Genomic DNA, 25,026 nt, shown 5'->3' with positions numbered 1-25,026 from the left:
GATGCCGGATGATCAATCAACCACGATCAAGGCGTTGTTATGCCCCATGCCCACCACAGTGTTCAGCATCTTGTCCGCCGTCGTGACATTGTCCACGGGGCCAATGCGAACGCGGTAGAATTGCTGGCCTTTCACCTGTGCCGTATGGACCGACACGGACCCCAGCGAACCGAGGGTGTTTTTCAGACTTTCGGCGTTTTCACGCACGGTGAAGGCGCCGGCCTGAACATAAATTCCGGTGCGTGTGACGGGCATTTGTGTCACGACCGGATCGGGCAGATAGCGGCCCGTGTTATCCGTGTGCCCCGGTGGTAATACTTCGCTTTCCACACTGGCCGGACGGCCGACAATGGATGTGTCGTTATTGAGTGACGCCATTTGGACATCACCGCGTTGCGCCGTCGGTGCGCTCAGCTTGCCATTATTGGCGGCCATTTCGATGCCCTTGGTGCTTTGGCCCTGCTTCGCCATGTTGGCGGCCATCAGGCTTTCGTCCGGCATCAATTCAATTTTCACCTTGGCCGTACCCAGATTGCGGAAGCCCAGCAAGTCGGCGGCCCGTTTGGACAGATCGATGACGCGGCCCCGTTTATACGGGCCACGGTCATTCACACGCACGATGACGGATTTACCGTTATCCAGATTGGTCACGCGGACCAGTGAGGGCATTTGCAAGGTGCGGTGCGCGGCGGTTAATTCATCGCTGTTGAAAATCTCACCGCTGGCCGTGCGTTTGCCATCAAAACCCGGGCCGTACCAGGACGCGATACCGGTTTCAACGTGGCTGTAGGTTTCTTTCGGGTAATACCATTGCCCTTCGATCTTGTAGGGCTTGCCAACCTTGTACAGCCCTTCGGATGTTTTTCCGTCCGGCAATTTGGTTTGGCCGACACTGCCGCCGCTGTTCGCGGCATATTGCTGATCGGACCCCATCGCCTGTTTCGTCAGGTGTGACGCATATTCCATTTCGGTACAGGCGGACAGGGTCAACGATACCAGGATCAGGAGGACAAACTTTCTCATTAGCCGCAGGCTCTCTCTTTGTATTAAGTGATTATTGGTTCAGAGGCGTCGGCGCGCCCTTGGCGATCAGATCGGCCAGCAGGCCAACGGATGTTGCGAAATAAATCGAACGGTTCCATTTCATGATCACGCGGTAATTATCATACGCCAGATAGGCTTCGCCATTGCCACCCTCCGGCACGACCAGTGACGCCATCATGGTATCGGATTTCGGCAACGGGGAACCATCAACCTGCTTCACACCCAATTGCGCCCATTCGGAAATGGTTTTGCGTGTTTCCAAACCCTTCGGCAGTCCGGCGGGCGCGGAGACTTTGCGGCCCCACCGTTCATCATGTTTCCATCCGCTTTTCGACAGGTAGTTGGCGGCGGACGCAAACACATCGGCGCGTGTGCCCCAGATGTCCTTGCGCCCGTCACCGTTATAATCAACCGCGAAATTACGGAAGCTGGACGGCATAAACTGGCATTGGCCCATCGCCCCGGCCCATGAACCGCGCATGTTATCGGCGCTGGTGTGGCCCTGATCGATGATTTTCAGGGCGTCGAGCAATTCTTTTTTGAAAAACTCCGCCCGGCGGCCTTCCCATGCCAATGTCGCCAGCGCATCAACAACATCGAACCCGCCGGTGTTTTTACCGTAGCTGGTTTCCATGCCCCACAGCGCGACGACATATTGCGGCGGAACGCCGAATTGTTGTTCAATGCGTTGCAGGTCGTTCCAATGTTGGCGCAACAGGCTGCGGCCCTCGTCAATGCGGCCTTGGGTGATGACGTTGGATTTGTATTTGGCAAAACCGATTTTGCTTTCCGGTTGTTTGCGGTCCAGATCAATCACGCGCTGGATCGGTGAAATGCCGTTCAGGGCCGCATTGATCGTTTGTTGCGACACACCTTCGCGCGCGGCTTCGCTTTTGAAATTGTTCAGCCAGTCGGGAAAACTTCCCCCCTGCGCCATCGCGCTGCCCGCGAACATGCCGGACAGTGACAAAGACAAAGCGAAATACGACAAAATTTTGCGCATGATTAGGTTTATGCTCTCCCCAAGAATCTGTACGCATTTAAGCCTATGATTTCTTTTATAGCAATTGATGATCGGTACATCTCCCCCAGAACATCCAAGCGTCTGGGTGCGATGCGATATTGCCCGCTGGTGCGGTAATCCACCGGAACCGGGATTATATCCGTCCACCCCAATTCATTGGCCACGGCCATGGCGCGCGGCATGTGGAACGCCGATGTAATCAAAATCCAGGTCTCGCCAACGCCCGGCCGGATCAGCTCTTTGCTGTTCAAAATATTTTCATAAGTATTGCGGGATTCATTTTCAAACAGCACGTTGTCCAACGGAAAGCCCTGCCGCGCCAAAAAATCGGCCACGTCCATATCCTCTGTCCGGCTGTTCTCGGTCAAAAACCCGCTCCCGCCGCTGAACACCAGTTTGGCGTTCGGATATTTCCGCCCAATTTCCATAGCTTTGAGCGCGCGATCCACATTCTCATTCAATTGCGGCCCGGACACTTCATTATACAGGCGCGTTTCAAACATGCCGCCCAGCACGATAATGCCCGTAATCTCCCCCGGCAGGCTGGCCGGGGCCGGAACCTGACGCTCCAGCCATGCGACCAGATTGGTGCCCGTCGGCAAAACCCCAAAAACCACAATAATGGCCAGCGCACAGGCACATAACCCATACCCAACACGCCGGAAAAACGGCCCCAGCCCAACCCCGAGGGCTAGCAGAATGGCGGCCAGATTAACCGGGCTGATCACCGCCCACAGTATTTTTGAAAGCCAGAATGTCATGGATCAAAGGCTACCACCCCCCTTCCCTGTTGACCAAGCGCGATTGGGGGCTGGACAGGGCTTATCCAAAACCTTAAATATGCCTGCAATCAAACCACAGTCAAATGATGGTCACGGAGAGGTGGTCGAGTGGTTTAAGGCTCTGGTCTTGAAAACCAATCGACCCTATTTTCAACTCTATTTTTCCTTTAAAATCAATTACTTATCAATTTTAACCTTTCCGGTTTATACTTACACAAGTGTTACACACTTTCTGACACAGAAAGGGCGCGCTTGATGGTCACAGAAACCCATTCTTTGATGGACGGCAAAGTCCACGTTTATAGACGTGACGGCAGCCGCTATTGGCAATGCTCCACCTACATGAACGGACGTAACCACCGCAAATCCACCAAGCATGAAAGCCTCGCTATGGCGATGGATTATGCGCGGGAGTGGTATATGAGCGTTTATGTGGATTCCCGCCGCTTTCAGGAAAGCGGCCTCACCCAAAACTTGCTGCATAAAGCAGCCCCGCATCACCACAGAATAGAAGAACCCGCGCATTATAATAATGCGCCCCATTCACCCTATGCCCCTCAAACGCCCCGCCCCTATGAACCGCGCCCCAAGAAACAGGCGGCCAGCGGCCCGACCTTTGCGGAGGCAGCAGAGAAATTCATTGCCGAATACAACATCATCACCCAAGGCGAACGGAACGAAGCATGGGCGCAAGGCCATGCAATGCGTATCAATGTCCACCTGATCCCCTTCTTTGGCGAAATGCCCGTAAAGCAAATCAACGCTGGATTGATGCAGGAATACAGGGTGGCAAGGAACACCAACGGGTATAAGGGACGCATACCCTCCCGCAGCACCCTGCACCATGAAACCGTAACCATGCGCTTGGTTTTAAAAACCGCGCACCGCTATGGCTGGATAGATGCCGTGCCGGATATATCCGCACCCTATAAAACATCTGGCAAAGTCAAACACAGGGCTTGGTTCTCCCCCGAAGAATACAAAATGCTGTATGAAGCCACACGCGAGCGAGCGAAGAACCCTTCGCGTGAGCGTTACAGGACGGTATGGGAGGATTTACACGACTACGTCCTGTTCATGGCGAATACAGGTTTAAGGCCGGACGAAGCCGGACGGCTTGAGTACAGGGATGTCACAATCGTGACAGACCAAGATTCAGGCGAACGCCTTCTTGAAATCGAAGTGCGGGGCAAGCGCGGCGTTGGTTACTGTAAGTCTATGTCAGGGGCCATCCTGCCCTTTCAGCGGATGCAGAAACGGCACGGCGGCAAGCCGACAGATAAAATCTTTGGCAAAACACCCCGTGACACCATGAACAAGATTCTGGATGAACTGAACCTGAAATATGACCGGGACGGGAATGTCAGAACGTCCTATAGCCTCCGCCATACCTATATCTGCCTCAGGCTGATGGAGGGTGCAGACATCTATCAAATCGCCAAAAATTGCCGGACATCCGTGGAAATGATCGAGCAATTCTATGCCGCCCACCTGAAAAACACGCTGGATGCCTCGGCCATCAACGTCAGGAAGCCGAAAAGGAAGCCCCAAAAGGCCGGAAAAAATGAAGACAGCCCGTTATAACAGCTTGAAAAGATAACCTTTCCTGATTATAAGAAATGGCTATTACTACTCAGCATTTTGACCCAGATTCAAAATAGATATTCCCGAACGGAGGGGTGGCCGAGTGGTTTAAGGCAATAGTCTTGAAAACTATCGAGGGGGCAACTCCTCCGTGGGTTCGAATCCCACCCCCTCCGCCATTACTTCGATGGAACCAAAGCCTCCGGTTTTACCGTCCCTGCCCCCCTTCTCACAAACGCTGCGCCTTTAACCGCAGGGCATTCGCCACAACGGACACCGAACTTAAAGCCATTGCCGCTGCTGCCATGACTGGGCTTAACAGGATTCCGAACGTGGGATAGAGGATTCCCGCAGCAATAGGAACGCCCGCCATGTTGTATATGAAGGCAAAAAACAGGTTTTGCCGGATATTCCGCATAACAGCGACGGACAGGCGGCGAGCTTTCACAATGCCGTTTAAATCGCCTTTGAGCAGGGTTACACCCGCACTTTCCATTGCTACATCCGTCCCCGTTCCCATCGCTATACCCACATCGGCAGCAGCCAGTGCAGGGGCATCGTTTGTTCCGTCACCCGCCATTGCCACCACCCGGCCTTCTGCCTGCAATTTTTTGACAATCCGGCTTTTATCTTCCGGCAAAACTTCTGCCTCGACTTCCGCAATGCCAAGCTGGCGCGCTACGGCCTGTGCCGTGACTTTGTTATCGCCGGTCAGCATAACAACGCGCAGGCCGGATTTTTGCAAAGCCTGTATCGCTTCATGCGTTGTTGCCTTGATCGGGTCGGCAATCGCCAGAAGCCCCGCCGCCTTGCCGCCCACGGCCATGAAAATGACCGTCGCGCCGTTGCTGCGCAATTCATCCGCACGGCTTGACAGACCCGCCACATCGATTTTTAAATCATCCATCAGCTTGACGTTACCGAGTGCAACCAGCTGACCTTCAATCTGGCCGACAACACCCTTTCCGGTGGGAGAATCAAAATCGCTGATTTGCGGCAAGGTTAAGCCTTTTTCTTTTGCCGCTTCAACGATGGCATGAGCTAAAGGATGCTCACTGCCCGTTTCCAACGTGGCGGCAAAGGCTAAAAGCCCGGTTTCATCAAAACCAGCCTCCGCGACAATCGCCGTGACTTTTGGCTTGCCTTCGGTCAGAGTGCCAGTCTTGTCAATAACAAGCGTATCAATCTTTTCCATACGTTCTAAAGACTCGGCATTCTTAATCAGAACCCCGGCCTGCGCGCCGCGCCCGACACCGACCATAATCGACATCGGCGTGGCAAGACCAAGGGCGCACGGACAAGCGATAATTAAAACGGACACTGCTGCGACCAGCGCATAAGCAAAGGCCGGAGCCGGGCCGAAAAATGCCCATATGCCGAAACTTATAATGGCAACCAGAATGACAACTGGTACGAACCAGCCCGCTACCATATCGGCCATGCGCTGAATAGGCGCGCGGCTGCGCTGCGCTTCGGCCACCATATTCACAATTCGCGACAGCATGGTGTCCTTGCCGATTTTATCGGCCCGCATGATGAAAGTGCCAGTCTGATTCATGGTGCCGCCGATCACTTTTGCGGCGGCCTCTTTCATCACCGGCATGGATTCGCCTGTGACCATCGACTCGTCCACTGCGCTGCGGCCTTCCATCACCGTGCCATCAAGCGGCACTTTTTCGCCGGGGCGAACGCGCAATAAATCGCCCTGCGCCACATGCTCCAAGGAAATATCCTCGTCGCCGTGTTCGCCGACCCGTCGCGCCGTTTTAGGCGCGAGATCAAGAAGCGCACGAATGGCACCGCCTGTCTTTTCCCGTGCCCGCAATTCAAGCACTTGCCCTAACAGAACCAGCACCGTAATCACTGCCGCCGCCTCGAAATAAATCGCCACCGCGCCCCCGGCTTGCCGGAAGGCGGGCGGAAAAATGCCGGGTGCGAGGGTTGCCACCATGCTGTAAAGCCATGCCGCGCCTGTGCCTATCGCAATCAGGGTAAACATATTGAGATTGCGGGTTTTAAGGGACGCCCATCCGCGTGTGAAGAACGGCCACCCTGCCCATAGCACAACCGGAGTCGCCAGCAGCATTTGCAGCCAGTTAGAAAGCGGCTGGCCGACAAGATGCAAATTGAAAAGATGCGCGCCCATTTCTAGCGCAAAAACGGGCAGCGTTAAAACAAGCCCGATCCAGAATCGCCGCGTCATATCGCGCAATTCTTCATTTGGGCCTTCGTCACCGGTTATCACTTCCGGCTCCAACGCCATGCCGCATATCGGGCAAGTACCCGGCCCTTGCTGTCGAATTTGCGGGTGCATCGGACATATATAAATTGCGCCCTGCGCAGTGGGTTCTTCCAGTTTTGGCGCAAGATATTTTTCCGGGTCGGCCTTGAATTTCTTCAGGCAATTTTCCGCACAGAAATAGTATTTCTGCTCTTTATAGGTGTTTTTATATTTCGCTGTTTCTGGGTCAACATTCATGCCACAAACCGGGTCTGTCGCCATATTGTTTTTGTTTTCATTGCCCGCATGACTCGCGCAGCAGGAATGGGTTTTTTCTTTCGTGTCTGCGTGAGTGTGGCTTTTCATTATTGTTTCCTTTTTTCCAGCATAGCTTTTATTTGTTCAATTTCCTGCACCCGGTCAGGTAAGGGCCGGGCTTGTGCCGGGGCAGGAAATCCCGTCCCGGCAACAACGATAGCGGCAATCACCGCTTTGATATACGTCTTATTGGTTATGCCCTTTCATGCCCTTCATATCCATACCATCCATATGCTCGGGATTCATTTCAGGCATGGGGCCGCTGGCGTATTTGTGAAAGTTTTCTTCATTCTCGAAGTAATAGACCATACCATGCGCGTCAGTGCCGATTATCGCGCTGGATTTGTCAACGGCATTGCCGCTAACAGGGTCTTTTGCGGATCGTTTGGAGGCGTCTTTTTGTAAAATATCTTTGCACATCGGACAGCAGCCGTAATAAGTTTTGCCCTCCACCTCGACGGCCATTTGCGGCTTGTCGAAAGCTTTGTTGTTCATCATGCAAACATATTTTGCCTCTACAGGTTTGAGCCAGCTATCGCCGTGTTGGTGATCGGCGGCAAAGGCCGGGAGTGCAAACAAAGTCAGTATCAAAGCCAGTACAAAAGTTTTCATAGGTTTTCTCCTTTAGGGTTTAAGTTAATGTTGGTGATCGCCGGTATCTTCATGGCTACTTTCGGAGCCTTCATCATGCTCCCCGCCTTCCATGCTCATATCCATTTTCATGTCGTGGCCTTCGCCTTCGCCTTGTTCTGCACCGCCATCACTATGATTGTGTCCGGCTGTCATTCCGACTTGCATGGGAATAACGCCAAGGCCGTGACGATAAACAAGCTCCGCGCCTTTATAGCCGGTGGCTGTCAGCATCAATCCGGCCACCGCCATAAGAGAAACGAAAACAAGATTTTTGGATCTCCTGAAATCTGCTTTGCCACGAAGGGAGGACGATAACGACCAGATAGCTAAAACAATAAACAGGGCAGCGGTGCTTAAAGCCCAGTTGCGGTGATCGAGCATTGCCAAGTGCTGCGCCTCGCTGCCGTGGGCAACGGAATTGAAAGCGTCAAACCCGGCAATAACGGTGGCGATAGCGGCCAGAGAACCTAGCCAGAGATTCCAGCGCGCAACGGTGACAAGCTGAATATGCAGCTTCCATTTTCTGACGAACGATTCCGCCAGAAAAAGAACAACAGAAACGCTTAAAAGGGCGATTGTGAAATGCACCAGTATCGGGTGCCAGTTTGGTATGATTTCAATTGTCATGGCGTTATATCCTAAAACATGAGCCGCAAGCCAACGGCGGCAATAAAATCGTCATTATCTTCGCCCTCATCTTTGGCAATGGATGAGGTTTCCCCGAATTTGCGCTCATAACGGAAATCGACATAAGGCGCGAATTTGCGGGTGATTTCATAGCGCGTCTGCAAACCGATTTCACCGTGTGTCAATCCTGCGCCGATAGATTTTTCCGGTATATCCTGTGCGGATAATTCAATTTCCGCATAGGGCTGCAAAATCAAGCGTTGCGTAATCAGGAAGTCGTTTTCTTGGCTTATGCGCGCGCTTAAATCGCCATCCTCGCTTAAAAACAAATGAGCCTCGGTTTCAAAGAAATACGGGGCAAGACCTTCCGTACCGAAAACGAAATACGTTGTTGATTGCGGCTGCGTGTCATGCCTTATACCCGCCTGCAAATCCCAAAACGGGGCGACGTTGCGGCTATACAACGCCCAAAATTCAGCCTGCTCTAGTTTCCCTTCACCATGTTCGCCCTCGATTTTCAAAGCAAGCTTGTTGTAATCGCCTCCAATCCATCCGTCGAAACCCCAACTGGCGACCGGGCCTTCCGTACCCGCGCCATAATCGGTTTCCAAACGAAAGGCATGAAACAGCTGATTGTGACCGTGACCTCCACCGGTCATGGCTTCCTTGGAATCCGAAGACGAATCCTCCGCCGGAACTGGCGCGGTCATAACATGCCCGGCATGGGGGTCTTGCGCGAAAGCGGGCGTGGTCGAAAGCAGCAATAACGCCGCAAGAATAGGTTTAGTGTGCATCGTGGCCTCCGTGAGAAGAATTTTGATTTGACGAAGTATCATTTTTTTGAGGCGTGGAATGATCCATACTCGGCATGTCGTCCATGCCTTTCATGTCCATGCCTTGATGGTTCATCGGCATGGAATGCCCTTCATGCGGATCAGCCTGTTCCGGCTTTTCTTTTTGCGGCGCAGCCTTCGTGGTGGATGCTTTCGGCGGCGGCACGGCATTAGGGTCAAGCTTTGCTACAACCACCTTGTTCATCATACCTGCGGACATATGAAACAGGAGATGGCAATGGAACGCCCATTCGCCGGGTTGATCGGCGGTCAGCAATACCGAATAGGTTTGCCCCGGTGCGACAATGACCGTGTGCTTGTTCGGTAATTTTTCGGCGGGCTGGCCGTTTTCAAGTTGAACAAACATTCCGTGCAAGTGCATAGGGTGCGCCATCATCGTATCATTGACGAATTTCAGGCGAACGCGCTCGCCGTATTTCAGATTGATCGGCCCGGAATCTTCAAATTTCTTGTCATTAATTGTCCATATGAAACGCTCCATGTTGCCGCCAAGACGGACAAGAATTTCACGTTCCGGCTGGCGCGTGTCTGCCTGAATGCCGACATAGCGAAGATCGGCATAGCTTAAAGCCTTGTCGCCCGGCGGGGTTCCCGCTTGCGCCCAGCCGCTTTGCATATCCTCCATAGACATTCCGACCATGTCATGTCCCATGTTACCATGATCCATCCCTGCCATATCGCCCATCGGCATATCATGGTTCATTTTGGAATGGTCCATGCCTTCCATGCCCGCCATATCGTGGCCCATACCCATATCCGCCATAGTCAGCAAAGCACGCGGGCGCGTCTGCGGTGCCGGGCCTTTCATGCCTTCGCGCGGTGCAAGGGTGCCAAGTGCAAAGCCAGTGCGGTCGATAGATTCCGCTGCAATCGTGAAGGCTTTGTCTTCCTTGGGCGTCACAATAACGTCATAGGTTTCCGCAACGCCAAAGCGGAATTCATCAACCGTAACCGGCTCTACGCCTTGGCCGTCCGCCTCAACCACACTCATTTTCAGACCGGGAATTCGCACATCATAAATGCTCATGGCCGAAGCGTTGATGAAACGCAGGCGCACCCGTTCGCCGGGTTTGAACAGGGCCGTCCAGTTTTGTTCAGGCGTTCTGCCGTTCACGAGAAATGTATAGCCGGAAACATCAGAAAGGTCGGTCGGCAGCATCCGCATTTCGCCCCACATTTTGGCGTTGGCCCATGCTTTGCCAAATCCTTTTTCTTCCGCGTCCGCAAAGAAATCTCCAATCGTGCGGCGAGCATATTGGTAATACTCAGACGACATTTTCAAATTGCTGAAAATATCTTTTCCGTCTTCATCATGGAAATCTGATAAAAGGACAACATAATCGCGGTCGGCGCGGATCGGGTCTTTGCCTTTCGGGACAAGCACGAGAGAGCCGTAATGTCCGTCCTGTTCCTGTTCGGAACTATGCGCGTGATACCAATAGGTGCCGGTTTGATTAACAGGGAAGCGATAGGTGAAGGTTTCGCCCGGCTTGATACCCGGAAAACCATTGAAGCCGGGAACACCGTCCATTTCACCGGGCAAAATCAGGCCGTGCCAATGGACGGACGTATCCTCATCCATCTTGTTTGTGACATGAATGATGGCATCCTCGCCTTCGGTAAACCGCAAGGTCGGGCCGGGAATGGTGCCGTTAATGGTGATTTTTTCAACGGTCTTACCGGTGATATTCACGGGTTCATGGGCAATGACAAGATTGTATTCCTCCGCCTTGGCCGGGCTGGCAAAGCTAAAGAACAGGCACAAAAATAGAGTATAGGCGTAAAATTTCATCGGGAATCCCCATAGCTGGAAGCTGAGCGCAAAAAACAAAAAATGCGCCGGGGATTAAATCCGCAGACGTTGGGTCGTCAGAATAATGGAGGGTTGAGTTTGAAAATGGCTAGGCCAATCAGGCGGCGGGCCACGAATAGTGCGAACATTGTCTAATGTCCAAGCGGTAACAGGTCCGATATTCAAGGCCAGAATAACTGCTACATCCTTAGAAGCATCAGGTTTATGAATTACAGGCCCATTATCGACCACCAGCAATTCAAGGCCCAAACAGTCCTTCATTAACATGTCGGAACTGGATTTTTTTTCCTTCGTCTTGCCTTGGTGATCCATGCTTGGGCAAGGCATATCCGACATTGCCATCGGCTTTGCCGCTTGCGCGGGTTCGGCGCAGACTGGCATTGCACACGCCAGCGAAGGCGTGAGCATGATAAGCATTAGGAAGCTGAGAAGAAATTTCCTCATGGTTTTGTTATATAGCACATTTGTTAAAGATTTCAATTGCCTATAAAAAATGAGAGTTTTCTCAATAAAATCAAAAGAAAATATTCAAAACGCAGATACGATCACGAACTTTGTACACCTTCTCCAAAATTCGATCAAAATCCGGCTGCGCCAGATATTCCGGTGTGCCGATAAACTTGATCGTTTCCTACCGCGTAATCATATGCCCATGAACTGATGGTTCTGGGGAAGTCTGGTATTATATCGTCAAATTCAACTTTCAGAAAAAACTCTATCTTTCAGGCCATCCATCTTTTTCTTACGCACCAAGACGATCTTCAAGGGCTTTAAACTGTTCGGCGTATTTATCAGGATTTTGCTTTATTAGCTTTTGAATGTTCAGCAGCTTCCATTGCACGGCAGGCATACGAGATAGATTTTCTAAGGAAAATAATGACCAGTCCGGCTTCCCTTGTTTGAAGCTAAGCAAGAAAGCGCGATCATTACCTGACCAGCTCTTGTGAATTTCCTGCACCAGACGCTCCCGCGTATCTTCAAAATCTCTATAGCTGAACGGCGTAAAAGCCATACCTGCAAATTGCGCTTCAAACGCTCTTTCCTGATCTTGGAAATTAGGCCGTATCATTTCATGGATGGGGCGGGAATGACTCAAAAGCGCAGCCATAAATCCCATGCGAATATCATCCGTCAGCCCTTCATTGTTCAGCATGTGGTAAACGTCAAACAAATCGCGGGGGTGCTGGCGGTCGAGAGCGGCGCATATCTTCCCACCGAACAACTCTGCATGGGACACGACATTAACCGTCATAAACCGCCCAAATTCGGACTCCACCGTATCGGCAATATCCATCATGCGCGGCGGCAAGAGATTGCCCCGGATAGTGGTATTCACCTCCACTTTGATTTGCGCGGCTTGGGTCTGACAGGTTAGCTTGGCTTCCTGTCCGTCACTTTGCGGAACCAAGGCAACCTTAGACATGGGGATAGCGGTTTCCACCCGCGCCTTGACGCGCCGCAGGGCATCCGTAATGCCAGCAAGTGCGGTCGCGCGATCATCAAACGGCAGCCACGATAAATCAATATCAACCGACAGGCGGGGCATATCGCGGACAAACAGGTTTATCGCCGTGCCGCCCTTGAGGGCAAAAGACCCTTCTTTCGCCACATGGGGCAAGACCTGTAACAGCAAATCAACTTGGGCGCGGTAGGTTTCCGAGATCATAATTTGACTAACTCCTCTGGTACAGTCAGGCCATAGCTGGAAACGTAAACCCCACCCTTGGTGACGGTTCTGGCCCCCGCCCCCAAATTGAATTTAGAGGTATCGAGCCGCTGGAACCAGTCATGCCCGGCTTTTTCGGCCATGTAGAGAAACAGCCGTTTGACCTTGATCGAGCTGCATTGTTCCAAAAGCGGTTGCAGCAGCTTGGGCCGCAAGGTCGTTAAGCCTTCCATCACTTGGTAACATTCTACCAGATCGATCGTATCGGGCGATAAATGCAGACACTCCAGAAAGGCGCGTTCCGGCGTGGATATTTGTATTGAAAACGCCCCGGCCTGATAATCCGCCAGCGCAAGCGCGGGAGGCAAGGCAGAGGTTTTGCAATGATGGATTTTCTGCCCCCAATCGCGATTTTTGAACCATGCGGGCAAATTGGTTTTTGGCGGCGAAAACAAAAAGACGGTTTCCGCGCCAAGGCGCAGATAATGGGCGTAGCCTTGCAGAGCCAGCGCAGTCAACGCCCCTGCATGAACGTCCAGCCCGCTTTGCGCTTGCAGGGCGTATAAGCCCCCCTGCCATGACACTTGTTCGCCGGGGCGTTTGAAAGCCCCTGTGCCAGCCGTTTCCAACCAGCCGCTTTTGCGGTAGTGTTTCTGGAGGTCGCGGGATATGCCGCGCCCCTCCAGCCATGAAGCGACATAAACGGTTCCCGGCAAGTGCGAGTCCAACAGATTCTTTAATTTTTCTCTGTTATTGGTATTCATACTACCTAAAATACATTATTTTTAATGTAACGGCTAGGATTTTCTTTCTGTAGCTGGCCATCCACCTCACCTTTGCCATTCTCAAGAATCACTTTATAGTCCGCAAGAATTAAGGGTGGAGCAATTCAAGCATTTCCGTAACAAAACCTTAATGTCCCCCTGCTATCCTAAACAATAAGGGCTTAAGAGCGCACTTACGCAAACTTCGTTTGCCCCGCTTCGCAGGAGTGCTTTTAAGGTGCGGCCCTCATTGATTTAAGAATCCGGGCCTGTGGCGGCATCTTGCCGCCCTGTTGTTATTCCGCCCGGTCATTTTGGGAACCGGGCGAAACAACAATTCTGAACAACAATAAATCGCCCGCAGGGAAAGAAAGGTTTTTAGAGAAACCTTGGCGATTTATCATTGTTCATTACGGGTGTTTTCCCGTGCTGACGGCCACTCTGCCGTGGCCGCCGCCGCGTACCGCGCCGGGGCGGTGCTGCATGATGAACGGCGGGGCCATACGCACCGCTACCACAATCGCAAAGGCGTTGTGGCCTCGTTCATCATCACACCACCGCAAGCACCGGAAATCACCCGCAACCGCGTTACCCTGTGGAACGCGGTTGAAGCGGCAGAAACCCGCAAAAATTCCCGCGTGGCGCGGGAGATTATTCTAGCCCTGCCGCATGAGCTGCCAGCCCCCGCCCGCGAATCCCTGACCCGCGATATGGCGCTATGGCTGGTGGAACGCTACAACGTGGCCGTTGATACGTCCCTGCATAGCCCCGTTGACGGGGATGGTCACGACCCCCGCAACCATCACGCCCATCTTTTGTTTACGACTCGTGAGGTGACAAAAGACGGGCTTGGCAAGAAAACCCGCATCCTTGACGACCGGGAGCAAGGCCCGCAGGAGGTCGAATTAATCCACACCATATGGGAAGCCCTTGCCAACAATGCCTTGGAACATGCTGGATTAAACCATGCCAAAATCGACCGCCGGACGCTGGACGATCAAGGCATAGACCGCATCCCACAAATCCATATCGGCCCGGAGGGTAAAGCCGCCAAGGAAAAGACCAGCAAGGACGATGAAGACGAAGACGGCAAGAAAGATGAGGAAGATGAATCCGGCGATACTGACGGCAAGCAAGGCAGCGGTTCCGGCGACAAAGGCCCAGCCCCCGCCGTGCCCCAAGACCAGCCAGCCGAGAAAGAAGCCACTACCCAGAAACGCGAGGTGGACTATAAAACCATAGACCAAGGCAAGACCCGCGCCGAACTGGTTGAAGACATCAAGAAAGTAAACGCCGAGCGCAGCAAATGGCCAGCCCTGCCACTGACAGAGCAAATTCGCACACTGGAAAAAGAAATGGTCAGGCTTGACCATCGTGTACGGCAGTTTGAGAACATCTATGCCAAGACCAGCCTTCCGGCTGTTATCAAGAAATCGATTGTAGAGATTGTCCGGTTCTCAAAAGAACTTTTATTTACCCGCATCCTGAACCGTGAAGCTTTGCGCCTGACAGAGCAAGAATATCAGACCCGTAACGTGCGTCAGAATTTCCGCTATGGCCGATCCTACCGCACAGGCATCCACGAACAAATCCAGACCATGAAAAACCGCCTAAAAATCATGGAAGAAACCCATGAACAGTGCCGCAAATACAAGTCATTCGTGGACAAGATCGATAAGGCATTGGCAGAACACCCCACCATAAAATTCACGGAAAGTGCAAAGCCCAAGACAATCACCAATCAGGAATCAGGTATAAAGATAAAGCTGAAAGCCGAATTGCTGCGCGAAGGGATACCGGAGATATTCAGACCATCAAAAGAGCAGCCCCGCATAACGGAGCCGATTAATAAGCAAGCAATACCGCCGCCATTAAAGGCGCAGGAGCCAGCAGAGCGCACCACGAGCATCACCCCGGCAGCGCCGTTAGGAACCCATACAGAAAAACCTACACCGCCAAGCCCGGAGCGCAGGGACTGGCATATTCCCGCGTCAGAAAAAACACGAGGATTTCAAGTACACGTAGAAAGGGCACTGGAAAACAGCAGGCTACAAAACCCCGTATCGCAGCCCTATAAAGAATCCTCACCCCTGCAAAGCGCATTCACCACCTCCAGCCAGAACAGGCCGCCGGAAAAAATCACGACAAACGAGGATGTGGTCAATAAGACAATCGCAACAGCAGCCATAATCAGGGAGAAAATGCCGCCGGAATATAAAGCCGAGCCATACCCGGAAGAAACGCCCCCTGCCGCCCGAATGTCAGGCGCGTTTAAGGTTGCCACCACTAAAACAGAAGAAAAGCCCCTGATTAATAAAGACCAAGCCTATCGACCATAAAGATTTCTGTATTTGACAGATAAATCAAGGAAGTGAGCCAGCCCATTTATAACCAGTAGTGCCATCCTCTTGTTAGTTATGAGCCACCCCCTATAAATGAGTCCACCCGGAAAGTGAATCCGGGTAAATTATGGACAATTTACAGGAGAGGCATAAATGGCGCGCAAGCGTTACACATCGGAGCAGATCATCGGGCACCTGCGGCAGGCTGAAATCATGGTGGGTCGTGGCTGCGGCATGGAAGAAGTGCTGCGGGAGATCGGGGTTACGGCGAACACCTATTATCGCTGGCGTAAGGAGTACGGTGGTCTGGGCCTCGATCAGGCACGCCGCCTGAAAGACCTTGAGCAGGAGAATGCACGCCTTAAACGGGCGGTTGCCGACCTGACACTGGATAATCTGATATTGAAGGAAGTTACAACGGGAAAGTATTGACCAGCCCGCAGCGGCGGCGTGAGGCTGTGATTTATGTGCAGCAGAAGCTGGGCGTCACGGAGCGGCGCGCGTGCGCGGCGCTCGGTCAAAGCCGTGGCCTGCAGCGCCGCAATCATCAGGCTGGCGACGCGCTACGGGCGGTATGGCTACAAGCGCATTGCGGCCTTGCTGCGCGTGGAAGGCTGGCGCGTAAATCACAAGCGCGTGGAGCGTATTTGGCGTCAGGAAGGCCTTAAAGTCCCGCAAAAACATAAGAAGAAAGGCCGCCTGTATTTAAATGACGGCTCTTGCATCCGGCTGCGTCCCTGCTGGCCGAACCATGTCTGGGCGTATGACTTCGTGGCGGAGCAGTTGAAAGACGGCACGAAGATCAGGACGCTGACGGTGATTGATGAATATACGCGGGAGTGCCTGTCATTGCGCACCGGCTACAGCCTGAAAGCTGACGATGTCATGGATGTGCTGACGGACCTGTTTATCACGCGCGGCATCCCCGATTATATCCGGTCGGACAACGGTTCAGAATTTACGGCGAAGTCGATCAGAAACTGGCTGCCGAAGCTGGGGGTCAAGACCCTGTATATCGAACCGGGCAGCCCGTGGGAGAACGGCTATAACGAGAGCTTTAATGGCCGCCTGCGCGACGAATGCCTGAACGGTGAAACCTTCCATACGCTGAAAGAAGCGCAGGTCATTCTTGAACAGTGGCGGCATCACTACAACCACATCCGCCCGCACACAAGTCTGGGCTATAAACCGCCAGCACCGCAGGCACACATGAATGAAGGGGCCTCCGCTTACGCTCCAGCCCCTTCATTCATGCCGCCAGTTCCGCAGAATTGTAACTTAAAGGGTGGACTCTGAAATGGGGGTTGACCAATCCTGTTGCTGCTTTGGCTATTGTCCCATATGTAGCGTGGGAAGGCTTCAAGGCCGGTCGAGATGCTTACAAGGTTTGAACACAAAAGGACATGCTTGCGGAAATTGAATGCCCTTTTGTATACGGTTAAAGCATATCATTATTGCATGCGCTGCATAGCACCCGTTTTAGGGTCAACGCTCCAGCGGTCAACAAGTGCGCCATCCTGCGTCACAATATCGCCCACGATATTGCCGTCTTCGCCTGTTTTCACAGTACCGACTTTAAGGCGTGTATTACCCTGCCACGACAAATCATTTTCAAGCATGGTGCGGACATGATCTTCGGTCAGCGTGTCAACCGGAGCCATCGGCCCTTGCCCCCGCATCATGGGACAGGGACAATTTTTCATGCCTGTACACCCCATAGACATGTTTCCCATGCCGCCCATCATGTTTTTGCCCATACCCATCATGCCCTGCCATGGAGCTTGCTGGCTTTGAGTTTCTTGGCCCTGCGGGGCTTGCGCCAAAACACCTGCGACCGGATAGGCAAGCAGCGCTCCTGCCAGAGCCATGGTCATTATAGATTTGCGTTTCATTGTGAGTCTCCTTTTATTTTCGTCTTGTCTTTTTATCGCAGTATGCGTATAAAATCTACAACTATTGTAGATTTTTTCAAAGAGCATAATATGCAACAGCAAAAACTGGCTATAGGGGTTCTTTCACAGCAAAGCGGCTGCAATATTCAAACCATCCGTCATTATGAATCCATTGGGCTGCTACCGCCACCGAAGCGAACAGACGGCAATCACAGGCTTTACAGCGATTATCATATTAATCTTCTGGTTTTCATCCGGCGCGGGCGCGAGCTTGGATTTTCTATCGAGGACATCCGCGAGCTTTTTGAACTGAGTAAAAACCTTGATGCGTCCTGCGAAAAGGCCAGTGCCATTGCCAAACGGCATCTTGAAAAAATTAAAAAAGATAAAGCCAGTCTTAGCGCACTGGAAAAGGAATTGAGCGTAATAATCAACACCTGTCCCAACGAGAAAAATGCCACATGTAGCATTATCGATGCGCTTAGTGACAAGTCAAAAAAGAAAGAGGTAGAAGCATGAAAGCTTTATTGGTAGTTAGTTTTTGTCTCGCAGCATTGTTTTCAATAATGCCGTCTTTCGCGCAGGATACTGAAGAATATCGCTCCGATTCCACGAAACTAAAACTGCGGACAGATGTGGAGGCCCTTCAGCTTGATACACCATTTAAGGTGTTTCTGGACTTTGATCTGACGGAGGGCTGGCACACTTATGCCGATCCCCCTGGCGATTCAGGTCTGCCTGTCAGGGTCGCGTGGACATTGCCGCCTGATTTCAAGGCCGGAGCGATTGAATGGCCGCCAACGGAAACATATAAGGATTTTGGCTTCACCACCTACGGCTATAGCGGAAAAGTTTCCCTGCCGATAACAATCACCCCGCCGAAAGATACACCCTCCGGCACCGTGATGCTCACAGCAAAGGTGGACTGGATGGTCTGTGAAAAAACATGCATTCCCGAATCCGCTGAATTGTCTTTATCGCTGCCTGTGGCAAAGCAGAGTGCGGCTTTGGAACAACAAGCTGATGCCTTTTGTCCTGGCTTACAAAAAATCCTGCAAGCTGCCGATTATCTTTTTGAAAATCAGTTGGGCGGCGAACATCATATTCCGCATGGCCGAGAAGGGGCAAAGGCTTCACCGTTTTCTTTGATGCTGGACGATCAAAAATCATATATGTCGCTCATTATGATGGAGCCTGTATCTGATATGGAGCTTATGTCTCACTCGGTTGTCTGGCGCACGGATAATCCAGAGGAGCAAGCGCGTCTGCTGGCGACAGGGCAAGAGTTGCTGGACGGAGAATGCACGAATTTATTGGGCTTAAAAGAACTCGTTGTGGATGGAGACACCTCCTATCAAAGCCCGCGCAGCCATTATCTTTTATCCGAGCCTACGATTCATCTACGCAAGGAGTCCGACAGGGGTGAAGATGCGGTTATTTTAAAAGTGTTTATCAGGCCGGGGATATAGCATGAAACGCTTTTTCTCAAAATATCGCTTGCCCGCCATAGCGCTCATGCTGGCCGCTTTGGTTATTGTGATAGACCGCCTCACCGAACAAGCCGTTGCGCTGTATTTGCAGGATTCGGAAGGGTTCATAGAAATCACGCCGTTTTTTAATCTGGTCTGGACAGGCAATGACGGTATTAGCTTCGGCATGTTGCAGGGCTTGGCGTATGGCAAATGGCTGCTTTCCGCCTTTGCCTTTATCATTACAGGCTTTTTCTTTATCTGGCTGCTGCGGACACAATCCCTATGGGTCAGTGTCGCGCTTGGTCTGATTATCGGCGGTGCACTCGGTAACACGTTTGAGCGGCTGGCTTACGGTCATGTGATCGACATTCTGGATTTTCATGTCTATGGCTATCACTGGCCTGCTTTCAACCTGACAGACAGCGCCATTGTCGGCGGTGTAACACTGCTCATGTTTTATGAATTTTTCAAAACGTCAAAGCTTGAAGATTTAAAGGGGGAAGAATAGTGGCCGATAAATGCGGCGATTCATGCGGTAGCCAGTCTTTTGAGGGGCTTTCGGATACTTATAAGAAAATTTTATGGGTGGTGGTTGCGATTAACGGCCTGATGTTTCTGGTTGAAATTATCGCAGGGTTTCTGGCCGACTCAACGGCCCTGAAAGCTGATGCGCTTGATTTTCTTGGAGATACCGCCACCTATGGAGTGACGCTTCTGGTGATCGGTAAATCTTTAAAAACAAGGGCAATGGCGGCTCTGCTCAAAGGCTTGAGCCTGGGTGCAATGGCGCTGTTTGTGCTTGGCTTTACCCTGTACCGCGTTGTTGTCATTGGTGAGCCGGAACCATTGACAATGGGGGCGATAGGCTTTTTGGCGCTGTTAGCCAATATGGTTAGCGTCCTACTTTTGTTGAAATACCGCGAAGGGGATTCCAATATTCGCTCGGTCTGGCTGTGCAGCCGCAATGACGCTATCGGCAATGTTGCTGTGATACTGGCCGGAGCGGGCGTTTTTGCAAGCGGCACGGCGTGGCCGGATATCATCGTTGCTTTTGTGATCGCCGGATTGTTCATGCACTCATCCGTCAAAATCACGCGACAAGCCTTGTCCGAAATTAAAAAAGGAAAGTAAATATGGGACACGGACATTCACACGGATATTTGTTTGAATTAGGTGAAAAACGCTTATGGCGGGCTGTAGCCGCTAGTTGCTTAAGTGGGTTTGGCTATTATGCTTTGCTGTTTAATGACATGTTTTCAGACTCTGATTATTGCTCCTCTAAAAAAAAGGCTTGTGCAGTATGATGGAAATTCTGGGATATATCGCCGCCTTTATTATGGGCGTCACATTGGGAAGTATCGGCGGCGGCGGTTCAATCCTGACAGTTCCAATTCTTGTTTATCTTATGGGTGTAACACCTGTCACTGCAACAGGATACTCACTTTTAATTGTAGGATCGGCAGCAGCTTTTGGTGCTTTTCGTTATTATCGCCAAGGTCTTATTGATATGAAGGCAGCGATTACGTTCGCAATTCCTTCTATCGTTGCTGTTTATTTGACCCGTGCTTTCCTGATGCCAGCAATTCCTGATGAGCCACCCCCTATAAATGAGTCCACCCGGAAAGTGAATCCGGGTAAATTATGGACAATTTACAGGAGAGGCATAAATGGCGCGCAAGCGTTACACATCGGAGCAGATCATCGGGCACCTGCGGCAGGCTGAAATCATGGTGGGTCGTGGCTGCGGCATGGAAGAAGTGCTGCGGGAGATCGGGGTTACGGCGAACACCTATTATCGCTGGCGTAAGGAGTACGGTGGTCTGGGCCTCGATCAGGCACGCCGCCTGAAAGACCTTGAGCAGGAGAATGCACGCCTTAAACGGGCGGTTGCCGACCTGACACTGGATAATCTGATATTGAAGGAAGTTACAACGGGAAAGTATTGACCAGCCCGCAGCGGCGGCGTGAGGCTGTGATTTATGTGCAGCAGAAGCTGGGCGTCACGGAGCGGCGCGCGTGCGCGGCGCTCGGTCAAAGCCGTGGCCTGCAGCGCCGCAATCATCAGGCTGGCGACGCGCTACGGGCGGTATGGCTACAAGCGCATTGCGGCCTTGCTGCGCGTGGAAGGCTGGCGCGTAAATCACAAGCGCGTGGAGCGTATTTGGCGTCAGGAAGGCCTTAAAGTCCCGCAAAAACATAAGAAGAAAGGCCGCCTGTATTTAAATGACGGCTCTTGCATCCGGCTGCGTCCCTGCTGGCCGAACCATGTCTGGGCGTATGACTTCGTGGCGGAGCAGTTGAAAGACGGCACGAAGATCAGGACGCTGACGGTGATTGATGAATATACGCGGGAGTGCCTGTCATTGCGCACCGGCTACAGCCTGAAAGCTGACGATGTCATGGATGTGCTGACGGACCTGTTTATCACGCGCGGCATCCCCGATTATATCCGGTCGGACAACGGTTCAGAATTTACGGCGAAGTCGATCAGAAACTGGCTGCCGAAGCTGGGGGTCAAGACCCTGTATATCGAACCGGGCAGCCCGTGGGAGAACGGCTATAACGAGAGCTTTAATGGCCGCCTGCGCGACGAATGCCTGAACGGTGAAACCTTCCATACGCTGAAAGAAGCGCAGGTCATTCTTGAACAGTGGCGGCATCACTACAACCACATCCGCCCGCACACAAGTCTGGGCTATAAACCGCCAGCACCGCAGGCACACATGAATGAAGGGGCCTCCGCTTACGCTCCAGCCCCTTCATTCATGCCGCCAGTTCCGCAGAATTGTAACTTAAAGGGTGGACTCTGAAATGGGGGTTGACCAGTTAAGGGCTTCAACGTTATATGTATGACCATGCGCGTGTTTTTGATGCTCATAATCTTTGCTTTGGTATTTAGCGGCTATTCAGCCGCTGCACACGCTTTTGACAAGGAATCCTGCAATCCAGTGGTTGTTTCGGACGTTGCGGATGAGGGCATGGATATGTCTGATTGCCCCGACCATCAACCAAAACCCGAGCATCAGCAAGATTCAAAGACGGATAAATCCGCAAAAGGTAAATGCATGGATTGCACACATTGCTGTGTCTCTCATGCTATTAACCTTCTTGACCATGCCGTAGATTTCCCTTCACAGGCCGCAGCTCTCAACCCGCCGCCTGTTAATGGCTTTGCCGGAGAATACCTCTTCTCCCTGCTACGTCCTCCAAAATCCTTCGTTTGATTTGATCGGAGTCTAGCCCTCAAAAGGCTTGATCTCTGTCCAGTCGCTTCATAAGAAGCGGCCTGAATTGCGTATGCTTTGCAATCAAACAAGGAGATAATTCCATGTCCATAAAATCAATTGCTTTGGCAGGGATACTGGCGGTGTCATTTATGCCGCCTACACTCCCCGCCTTTGCACAAGACAAAGGCATCGTGGATCCTTCTGCTAGCGTTAAAGTGGAAAATGAACCAGCATATCTGGAATTAGATCAGGCCATAGCATGGGCGCTGGATAAATCGCCAGTGCTTGCCGCATCATCAGCGCGTGCCGATGCGTCCAATGCAAGCCGATCACAGGCAGGAGCCTTGCCGAATCCTGAAATATCAATAGAAGCAGACAATATTTATGGTGATGGCCCTTATGAGGGCATGGATAGCGCTGAAATTACCTACGGCGTTTCCCAATTAATTGAGCTTCCCGGCAAGCGCGGTAATCGTGTGCGCCTTGCTGACGCGGAAAGAACCAAAACCCATTATGCACGCGATTCTGCGCGGCTAGACCTGATCCGTGATGTAACGATAGCGTTTTCTGAAGTGACGGCAGCACAGCAGGAAGTCGTTATTCTGGAAGAAGAGCGTAATCTAGCTTTTGAGGTTTATGAAAGTGTTTCTGCAAAGGTGCAAGCCGGGAAAGTCCCCCCTATCCAGAAGAACAAGGCACAAATTGAGCTTTCATCAAGCGATATTGCCTTGGAACGTGCGCGTAGAAATTTAAACGCAAGGGCAAAGGTTCTTGAAGCCTTGATGGGAGGTGAAATTGGAAGATTTAAAGTGTCAATGGATAGCCTTCCTGAATTGATGGAACCGCAGGCCTATGAAGTGTATCACTCACGCTTGCAACAAACCCCTGACTTTAAAAGTCTTGATGCAGATGTATTACAGGCGAAGGCTGGTCTTTCTTTAGAAAAAGCCAATTCTTTCCCTGATCCTACTTTGAATTTTGGAATAAAGAATTTTGAAGAGGACGATACTGAAGCGTTTGTCGCCGGATTATCATTCCCCCTGCCCGTTTTTAATATGAACAGAACGGGCATTAAACGTGCAGGCCATGAGCTGAACGCCACTATTCTTGACCAGCGTGGCAGCCAACTGGCGCTGGAGGCAACCCTAGTCAGTGTTTATAACGATTTCAGCAGCGCGTTTAATGAAGCACGCGCACTGAAAACAAGTGTTTTGTCAGGCGCAGAAGAATCTTTCCGCTTCGCCCACGAAGGCTATGAAGCAGGAAAATTCGATTATCTGGAAGTGTTGGACGCGCAACGAACATTGTTTGATGCCCGCAAGCAATTAAACCAGTCAATTCTTGATTATCACAATAAACGCGCTGTGATTGAACGTATGACAGCGATCCATGCTGAACAGCACCACAACAAGGATGAAGGCCATGAGTAAATTTAAAACAAAAACCATTCTAGCGGCTGGTTTAGTGATTCTGGCGTCAGGAAGTGCTGCCGTATGGAACTACAAGGCCACGCCCAGCTATGCCGCAGAAGATTCGGATAGCCACGGACATACCGAATCTGAAGAAGGCCATGAAAATAAGACAGAAGATGAACACGGTCATGGCCATGAGCATGAGAAAAGTGAAGAAGCGCATGATAGTGGCGCAAAAGAAGAACATGGACACGGCCATGAAGATGAACATGGACATGGCGGTGAAGAAGAACACGCAGAAGGTGTCATAGCCTTAACTGATCAACAAATAACAGCCGCAGGGATAAAGATTACGGCTGTTGGCCCCGGAAAATTGTCGCGTGAAGTGTCTGTCCCCGGAAAGATTGTCGCGGCTGCTGACCGCATGGCGCAAATTGTGCCGAAAGTATCTGGAACCGTGACCGAAGCCGCAAAAAATCTTGGCGATATTGTTGAGAAAGGCGATGTTCTGGCGCTTATTGAAAGCCGAGAAATGGCCGAGTCGGTAGCAGATTATCTTGCAGCCAAACGAGCAGAAGAACTGGCAAGAACTACCTTCAATCGTGAAAAAGGCCTGTGGGAGAAAAAAATTACCGCAGCGCAGGATTACCTGAATGCAAGAAATACCCATCAGGAAGCAAAAATCCGTTTTGATCTGACTCGGCAAAAGCTTCAGGCTCTTGGCCACGATTCCGAAATGCTAAAAGAGTTTGATACAGCAGAGGCAAGCGAAAGACTGCGTTTTCACGAACTGCGTTCTCCTTTGTCGGGCCGCGTTATTGCCCGTGAATTGACATTAGGCGAATATGTTGATGCCACGCACTCGGCCTTCACTGTCGCTGACTTAAGCGTTGTATGGGTTGAAACTGCTATTTCTCCCGGCGACCTGCCCTTTGTTAAGGAAGGTCAAGCGGCAACTGTTACAGGCAGCGGCGGCAAGGCCGATGGAAAGCTCATTTTTGTAAGCCCCGCAATTGATCCAGAAACCCGCGCAGCAAAAGCAATCATAGAGCTGGATAATAAAGCCTCCCAATGGCGACCAGGCGAGTTTGCGAATGCTGCTATTTCTACATCCGCACAGCAAACTGATTTGATAATTCCCAAGGATGCCATCCAGACAATTGAAGGAAAATCCGTTGTTTTCGTGCGTACATCACAAGGCTTTGAAAAGCGTGAAATCATAATGGGTCGGGAAGACAGCCATCATGCAGAGATTGTTTCTGGCTTAAACTTTGGTGAATCGATTGCCATCACAAGCACCTTCACCCTGAAAGCTGAATTAGGCAAAGCCGAAGCGGAACACGAACACTAA

General features: G+C 51.6%; 26 protein-coding genes and 1 tRNA gene. 15 read left to right on the top strand and 12 right to left on the bottom strand.

Annotated features, from left to right (window positions below; translation table 11 throughout):
* Positions 1–12: 12 nt before the first annotated feature.
* Genes ACSC94_RS04080 through ACSC94_RS04070 form a run of 3 tightly spaced genes read right to left on the bottom strand, consistent with a single transcriptional unit; the run spans position 13 to position 2,829 of the window.
* A complete protein-coding gene (locus ACSC94_RS04080; RefSeq protein ID WP_435641780.1) occupies positions 13–1,023 on the bottom strand; it encodes a septal ring lytic transglycosylase RlpA family protein in 1,011 nt (336 codons plus the stop codon).
* Positions 1,024–1,054: 31 nt separating this feature from the next.
* A complete protein-coding gene (locus ACSC94_RS04075; protein WP_435641779.1) occupies positions 1,055–2,047 on the bottom strand; it encodes a lytic murein transglycosylase in 993 nt (330 codons plus the stop codon).
* A gap of 8 nt (positions 2,048–2,055) precedes the next feature.
* The gene (locus tag ACSC94_RS04070; protein WP_435641778.1) at positions 2,056–2,829 is read right to left on the bottom strand and encodes a YdcF family protein; all 774 of its coding nucleotides are present in this window, start codon (positions 2,827–2,829) and stop codon (positions 2,056–2,058) included.
* 276 nt (positions 2,830–3,105) lie between these two features.
* Between ACSC94_RS04070 and ACSC94_RS04065 the strand changes: the two genes are divergently transcribed.
* Positions 3,106–4,434: a tyrosine-type recombinase/integrase gene (locus ACSC94_RS04065; protein ID WP_435641777.1), complete on the top strand. Its 1,329-nt coding sequence runs from the start codon at positions 3,106–3,108 to the stop codon at positions 4,432–4,434.
* A gap of 89 nt (positions 4,435–4,523) precedes the next feature.
* Positions 4,524–4,613: transfer RNA gene (locus ACSC94_RS04060), tRNA-Ser, on the top strand.
* 50 nt (positions 4,614–4,663) lie between these two features.
* Here the strand turns inward: ACSC94_RS04060 and ACSC94_RS04055 are convergent.
* The 8 genes from ACSC94_RS04055 to ACSC94_RS04020 form a co-directional block, all read right to left on the bottom strand.
* A complete protein-coding gene (locus ACSC94_RS04055) occupies positions 4,664–7,021 on the bottom strand; it encodes a heavy metal translocating P-type ATPase (protein ID WP_435641776.1) in 2,358 nt (785 codons plus the stop codon).
* 138 nt (positions 7,022–7,159) lie between these two features.
* Positions 7,160–7,585 (bottom strand): copper-transporting P-type ATPase, encoded by a 426-nt coding sequence (locus ACSC94_RS04050; protein ID WP_014102802.1) that lies wholly within the window; start codon positions 7,583–7,585, stop codon positions 7,160–7,162.
* 24 nt (positions 7,586–7,609) lie between these two features.
* A complete protein-coding gene (locus ACSC94_RS04045) occupies positions 7,610–8,233 on the bottom strand; it encodes a DUF2231 domain-containing protein (protein WP_014102801.1) in 624 nt (207 codons plus the stop codon).
* An 11-nt stretch (positions 8,234–8,244) separates the two neighbouring features.
* Entirely contained in the window at positions 8,245–9,027 is a 783-nt protein-coding gene (locus ACSC94_RS04040) for a copper resistance protein B (protein ID WP_014102800.1), read from the bottom strand.
* A complete protein-coding gene (locus ACSC94_RS04035; RefSeq protein WP_014102799.1) occupies positions 9,017–10,879 on the bottom strand; it encodes a copper resistance system multicopper oxidase in 1,863 nt (620 codons plus the stop codon). Before ACSC94_RS04035 ends, ACSC94_RS04040 begins: the two co-directional genes overlap by 11 nt.
* Before the next feature lie 54 nt (positions 10,880–10,933).
* Positions 10,934–11,281, bottom strand: a complete 348-nt coding sequence (locus tag ACSC94_RS04030) for a hypothetical protein (protein WP_435641775.1) — start codon at positions 11,279–11,281, stop codon at positions 10,934–10,936.
* Positions 11,282–11,642: 361 nt separating this feature from the next.
* Positions 11,643–12,566, bottom strand: a complete 924-nt coding sequence (locus tag ACSC94_RS04025; protein WP_014102798.1) for a nucleotidyl transferase AbiEii/AbiGii toxin family protein — start codon at positions 12,564–12,566, stop codon at positions 11,643–11,645.
* Positions 12,563–13,330, bottom strand: coding sequence for a type IV toxin-antitoxin system AbiEi family antitoxin (locus ACSC94_RS04020; protein ID WP_014102797.1), 768 nt, complete (start codon positions 13,328–13,330; stop codon positions 12,563–12,565). Before ACSC94_RS04020 ends, ACSC94_RS04025 begins: the two co-directional genes overlap by 4 nt.
* A 389-nt stretch (positions 13,331–13,719) precedes the next feature.
* Between ACSC94_RS04020 and mobQ the strand changes: the two genes are divergently transcribed.
* The 3 genes from mobQ (at position 13,720) to ACSC94_RS04005 (ending at position 16,968) form a co-directional block, all read left to right on the top strand.
* Positions 13,720–15,669: a MobQ family relaxase gene (gene mobQ / locus ACSC94_RS04015; protein ID WP_435641774.1), complete on the top strand. Its 1,950-nt coding sequence runs from the start codon at positions 13,720–13,722 to the stop codon at positions 15,667–15,669.
* Between the two features lie 156 nt (positions 15,670–15,825).
* Complete coding sequence (locus ACSC94_RS04010; RefSeq protein ID WP_435641767.1) at positions 15,826–16,104, top strand: transposase; 279 nt, start codon at positions 15,826–15,828, stop codon at positions 16,102–16,104.
* A gap of 33 nt (positions 16,105–16,137) precedes the next feature.
* Positions 16,138–16,968 carry an IS3 family transposase gene (locus ACSC94_RS04005; protein WP_435641766.1) on the top strand — a complete coding sequence of 277 codons (831 nt, stop codon included), beginning with the start codon at positions 16,138–16,140 and terminating at the stop codon, positions 16,966–16,968.
* A 155-nt stretch (positions 16,969–17,123) separates the two neighbouring features.
* Here ACSC94_RS04005 and ACSC94_RS04000 read toward each other — a convergent pair whose 3' ends face one another.
* Positions 17,124–17,564, bottom strand: a complete 441-nt coding sequence (locus tag ACSC94_RS04000) for a hypothetical protein (RefSeq protein WP_435641773.1) — start codon at positions 17,562–17,564, stop codon at positions 17,124–17,126.
* 90 nt (positions 17,565–17,654) lie between these two features.
* Between ACSC94_RS04000 and ACSC94_RS03995 the strand changes: the two genes are divergently transcribed.
* The 10 genes from ACSC94_RS03995 to ACSC94_RS03950 all read left to right on the top strand — a co-directional run bounded on the left by ACSC94_RS03995 (position 17,655) and on the right by ACSC94_RS03950 (position 25,026).
* Positions 17,655–18,083 carry a MerR family transcriptional regulator gene (locus tag ACSC94_RS03995; RefSeq protein ID WP_435641772.1) on the top strand — a complete coding sequence of 143 codons (429 nt, stop codon included), beginning with the start codon at positions 17,655–17,657 and terminating at the stop codon, positions 18,081–18,083.
* Positions 18,080–19,033, top strand: a complete 954-nt coding sequence (locus tag ACSC94_RS03990) for a protein-disulfide reductase DsbD domain-containing protein (RefSeq protein ID WP_435641771.1) — start codon at positions 18,080–18,082, stop codon at positions 19,031–19,033. Before ACSC94_RS03995 ends, ACSC94_RS03990 begins: the two co-directional genes overlap by 4 nt.
* A 1-nt stretch (position 19,034) precedes the next feature.
* A complete protein-coding gene (gene lspA, locus ACSC94_RS03985) occupies positions 19,035–19,544 on the top strand; it encodes a signal peptidase II (protein ID WP_435641770.1) in 510 nt (169 codons plus the stop codon).
* Complete coding sequence (locus ACSC94_RS03980; protein ID WP_435641769.1) at positions 19,544–20,167, top strand: cation transporter; 624 nt, start codon at positions 19,544–19,546, stop codon at positions 20,165–20,167. Before lspA ends, ACSC94_RS03980 begins: the two co-directional genes overlap by 1 nt.
* Before the next feature lie 169 nt (positions 20,168–20,336).
* Positions 20,337–20,759, top strand: coding sequence for a TSUP family transporter (locus tag ACSC94_RS03975; RefSeq protein ID WP_435641768.1), 423 nt, complete (start codon positions 20,337–20,339; stop codon positions 20,757–20,759).
* A complete protein-coding gene (locus ACSC94_RS03970; protein WP_435641767.1) occupies positions 20,704–20,982 on the top strand; it encodes a transposase in 279 nt (92 codons plus the stop codon). Before ACSC94_RS03975 ends, ACSC94_RS03970 begins: the two co-directional genes overlap by 56 nt.
* Positions 20,983–21,015: 33 nt before the next feature.
* On the top strand, positions 21,016–21,846 hold the full coding sequence (locus ACSC94_RS03965) for an IS3 family transposase (RefSeq protein WP_435641766.1): 831 nt from the start codon (positions 21,016–21,018) through the stop codon (positions 21,844–21,846).
* Between the two features lie 39 nt (positions 21,847–21,885).
* Complete coding sequence (locus ACSC94_RS03960; protein ID WP_435641765.1) at positions 21,886–22,260, top strand: hypothetical protein; 375 nt, start codon at positions 21,886–21,888, stop codon at positions 22,258–22,260.
* Positions 22,261–22,364: 104 nt separating this feature from the next.
* A complete protein-coding gene (locus tag ACSC94_RS03955; protein WP_435641764.1) occupies positions 22,365–23,693 on the top strand; it encodes a TolC family protein in 1,329 nt (442 codons plus the stop codon).
* Positions 23,686–25,026 (top strand): efflux RND transporter periplasmic adaptor subunit, encoded by a 1,341-nt coding sequence (locus tag ACSC94_RS03950; protein ID WP_435641763.1) that lies wholly within the window; start codon positions 23,686–23,688, stop codon positions 25,024–25,026. The genes ACSC94_RS03955 and ACSC94_RS03950 overlap by 8 nt, the downstream gene beginning before the upstream one ends.

This window comes from Micavibrio aeruginosavorus, assembly GCF_051245535.1.
Classification (GTDB): domain Bacteria; phylum Pseudomonadota; class Alphaproteobacteria; order Micavibrionales; family Micavibrionaceae; genus Micavibrio; species Micavibrio aeruginosavorus_D.
Note: the sequence above shows the minus strand (reverse complement) of the source record. Positions and strands in the feature narration are given on the sequence as shown.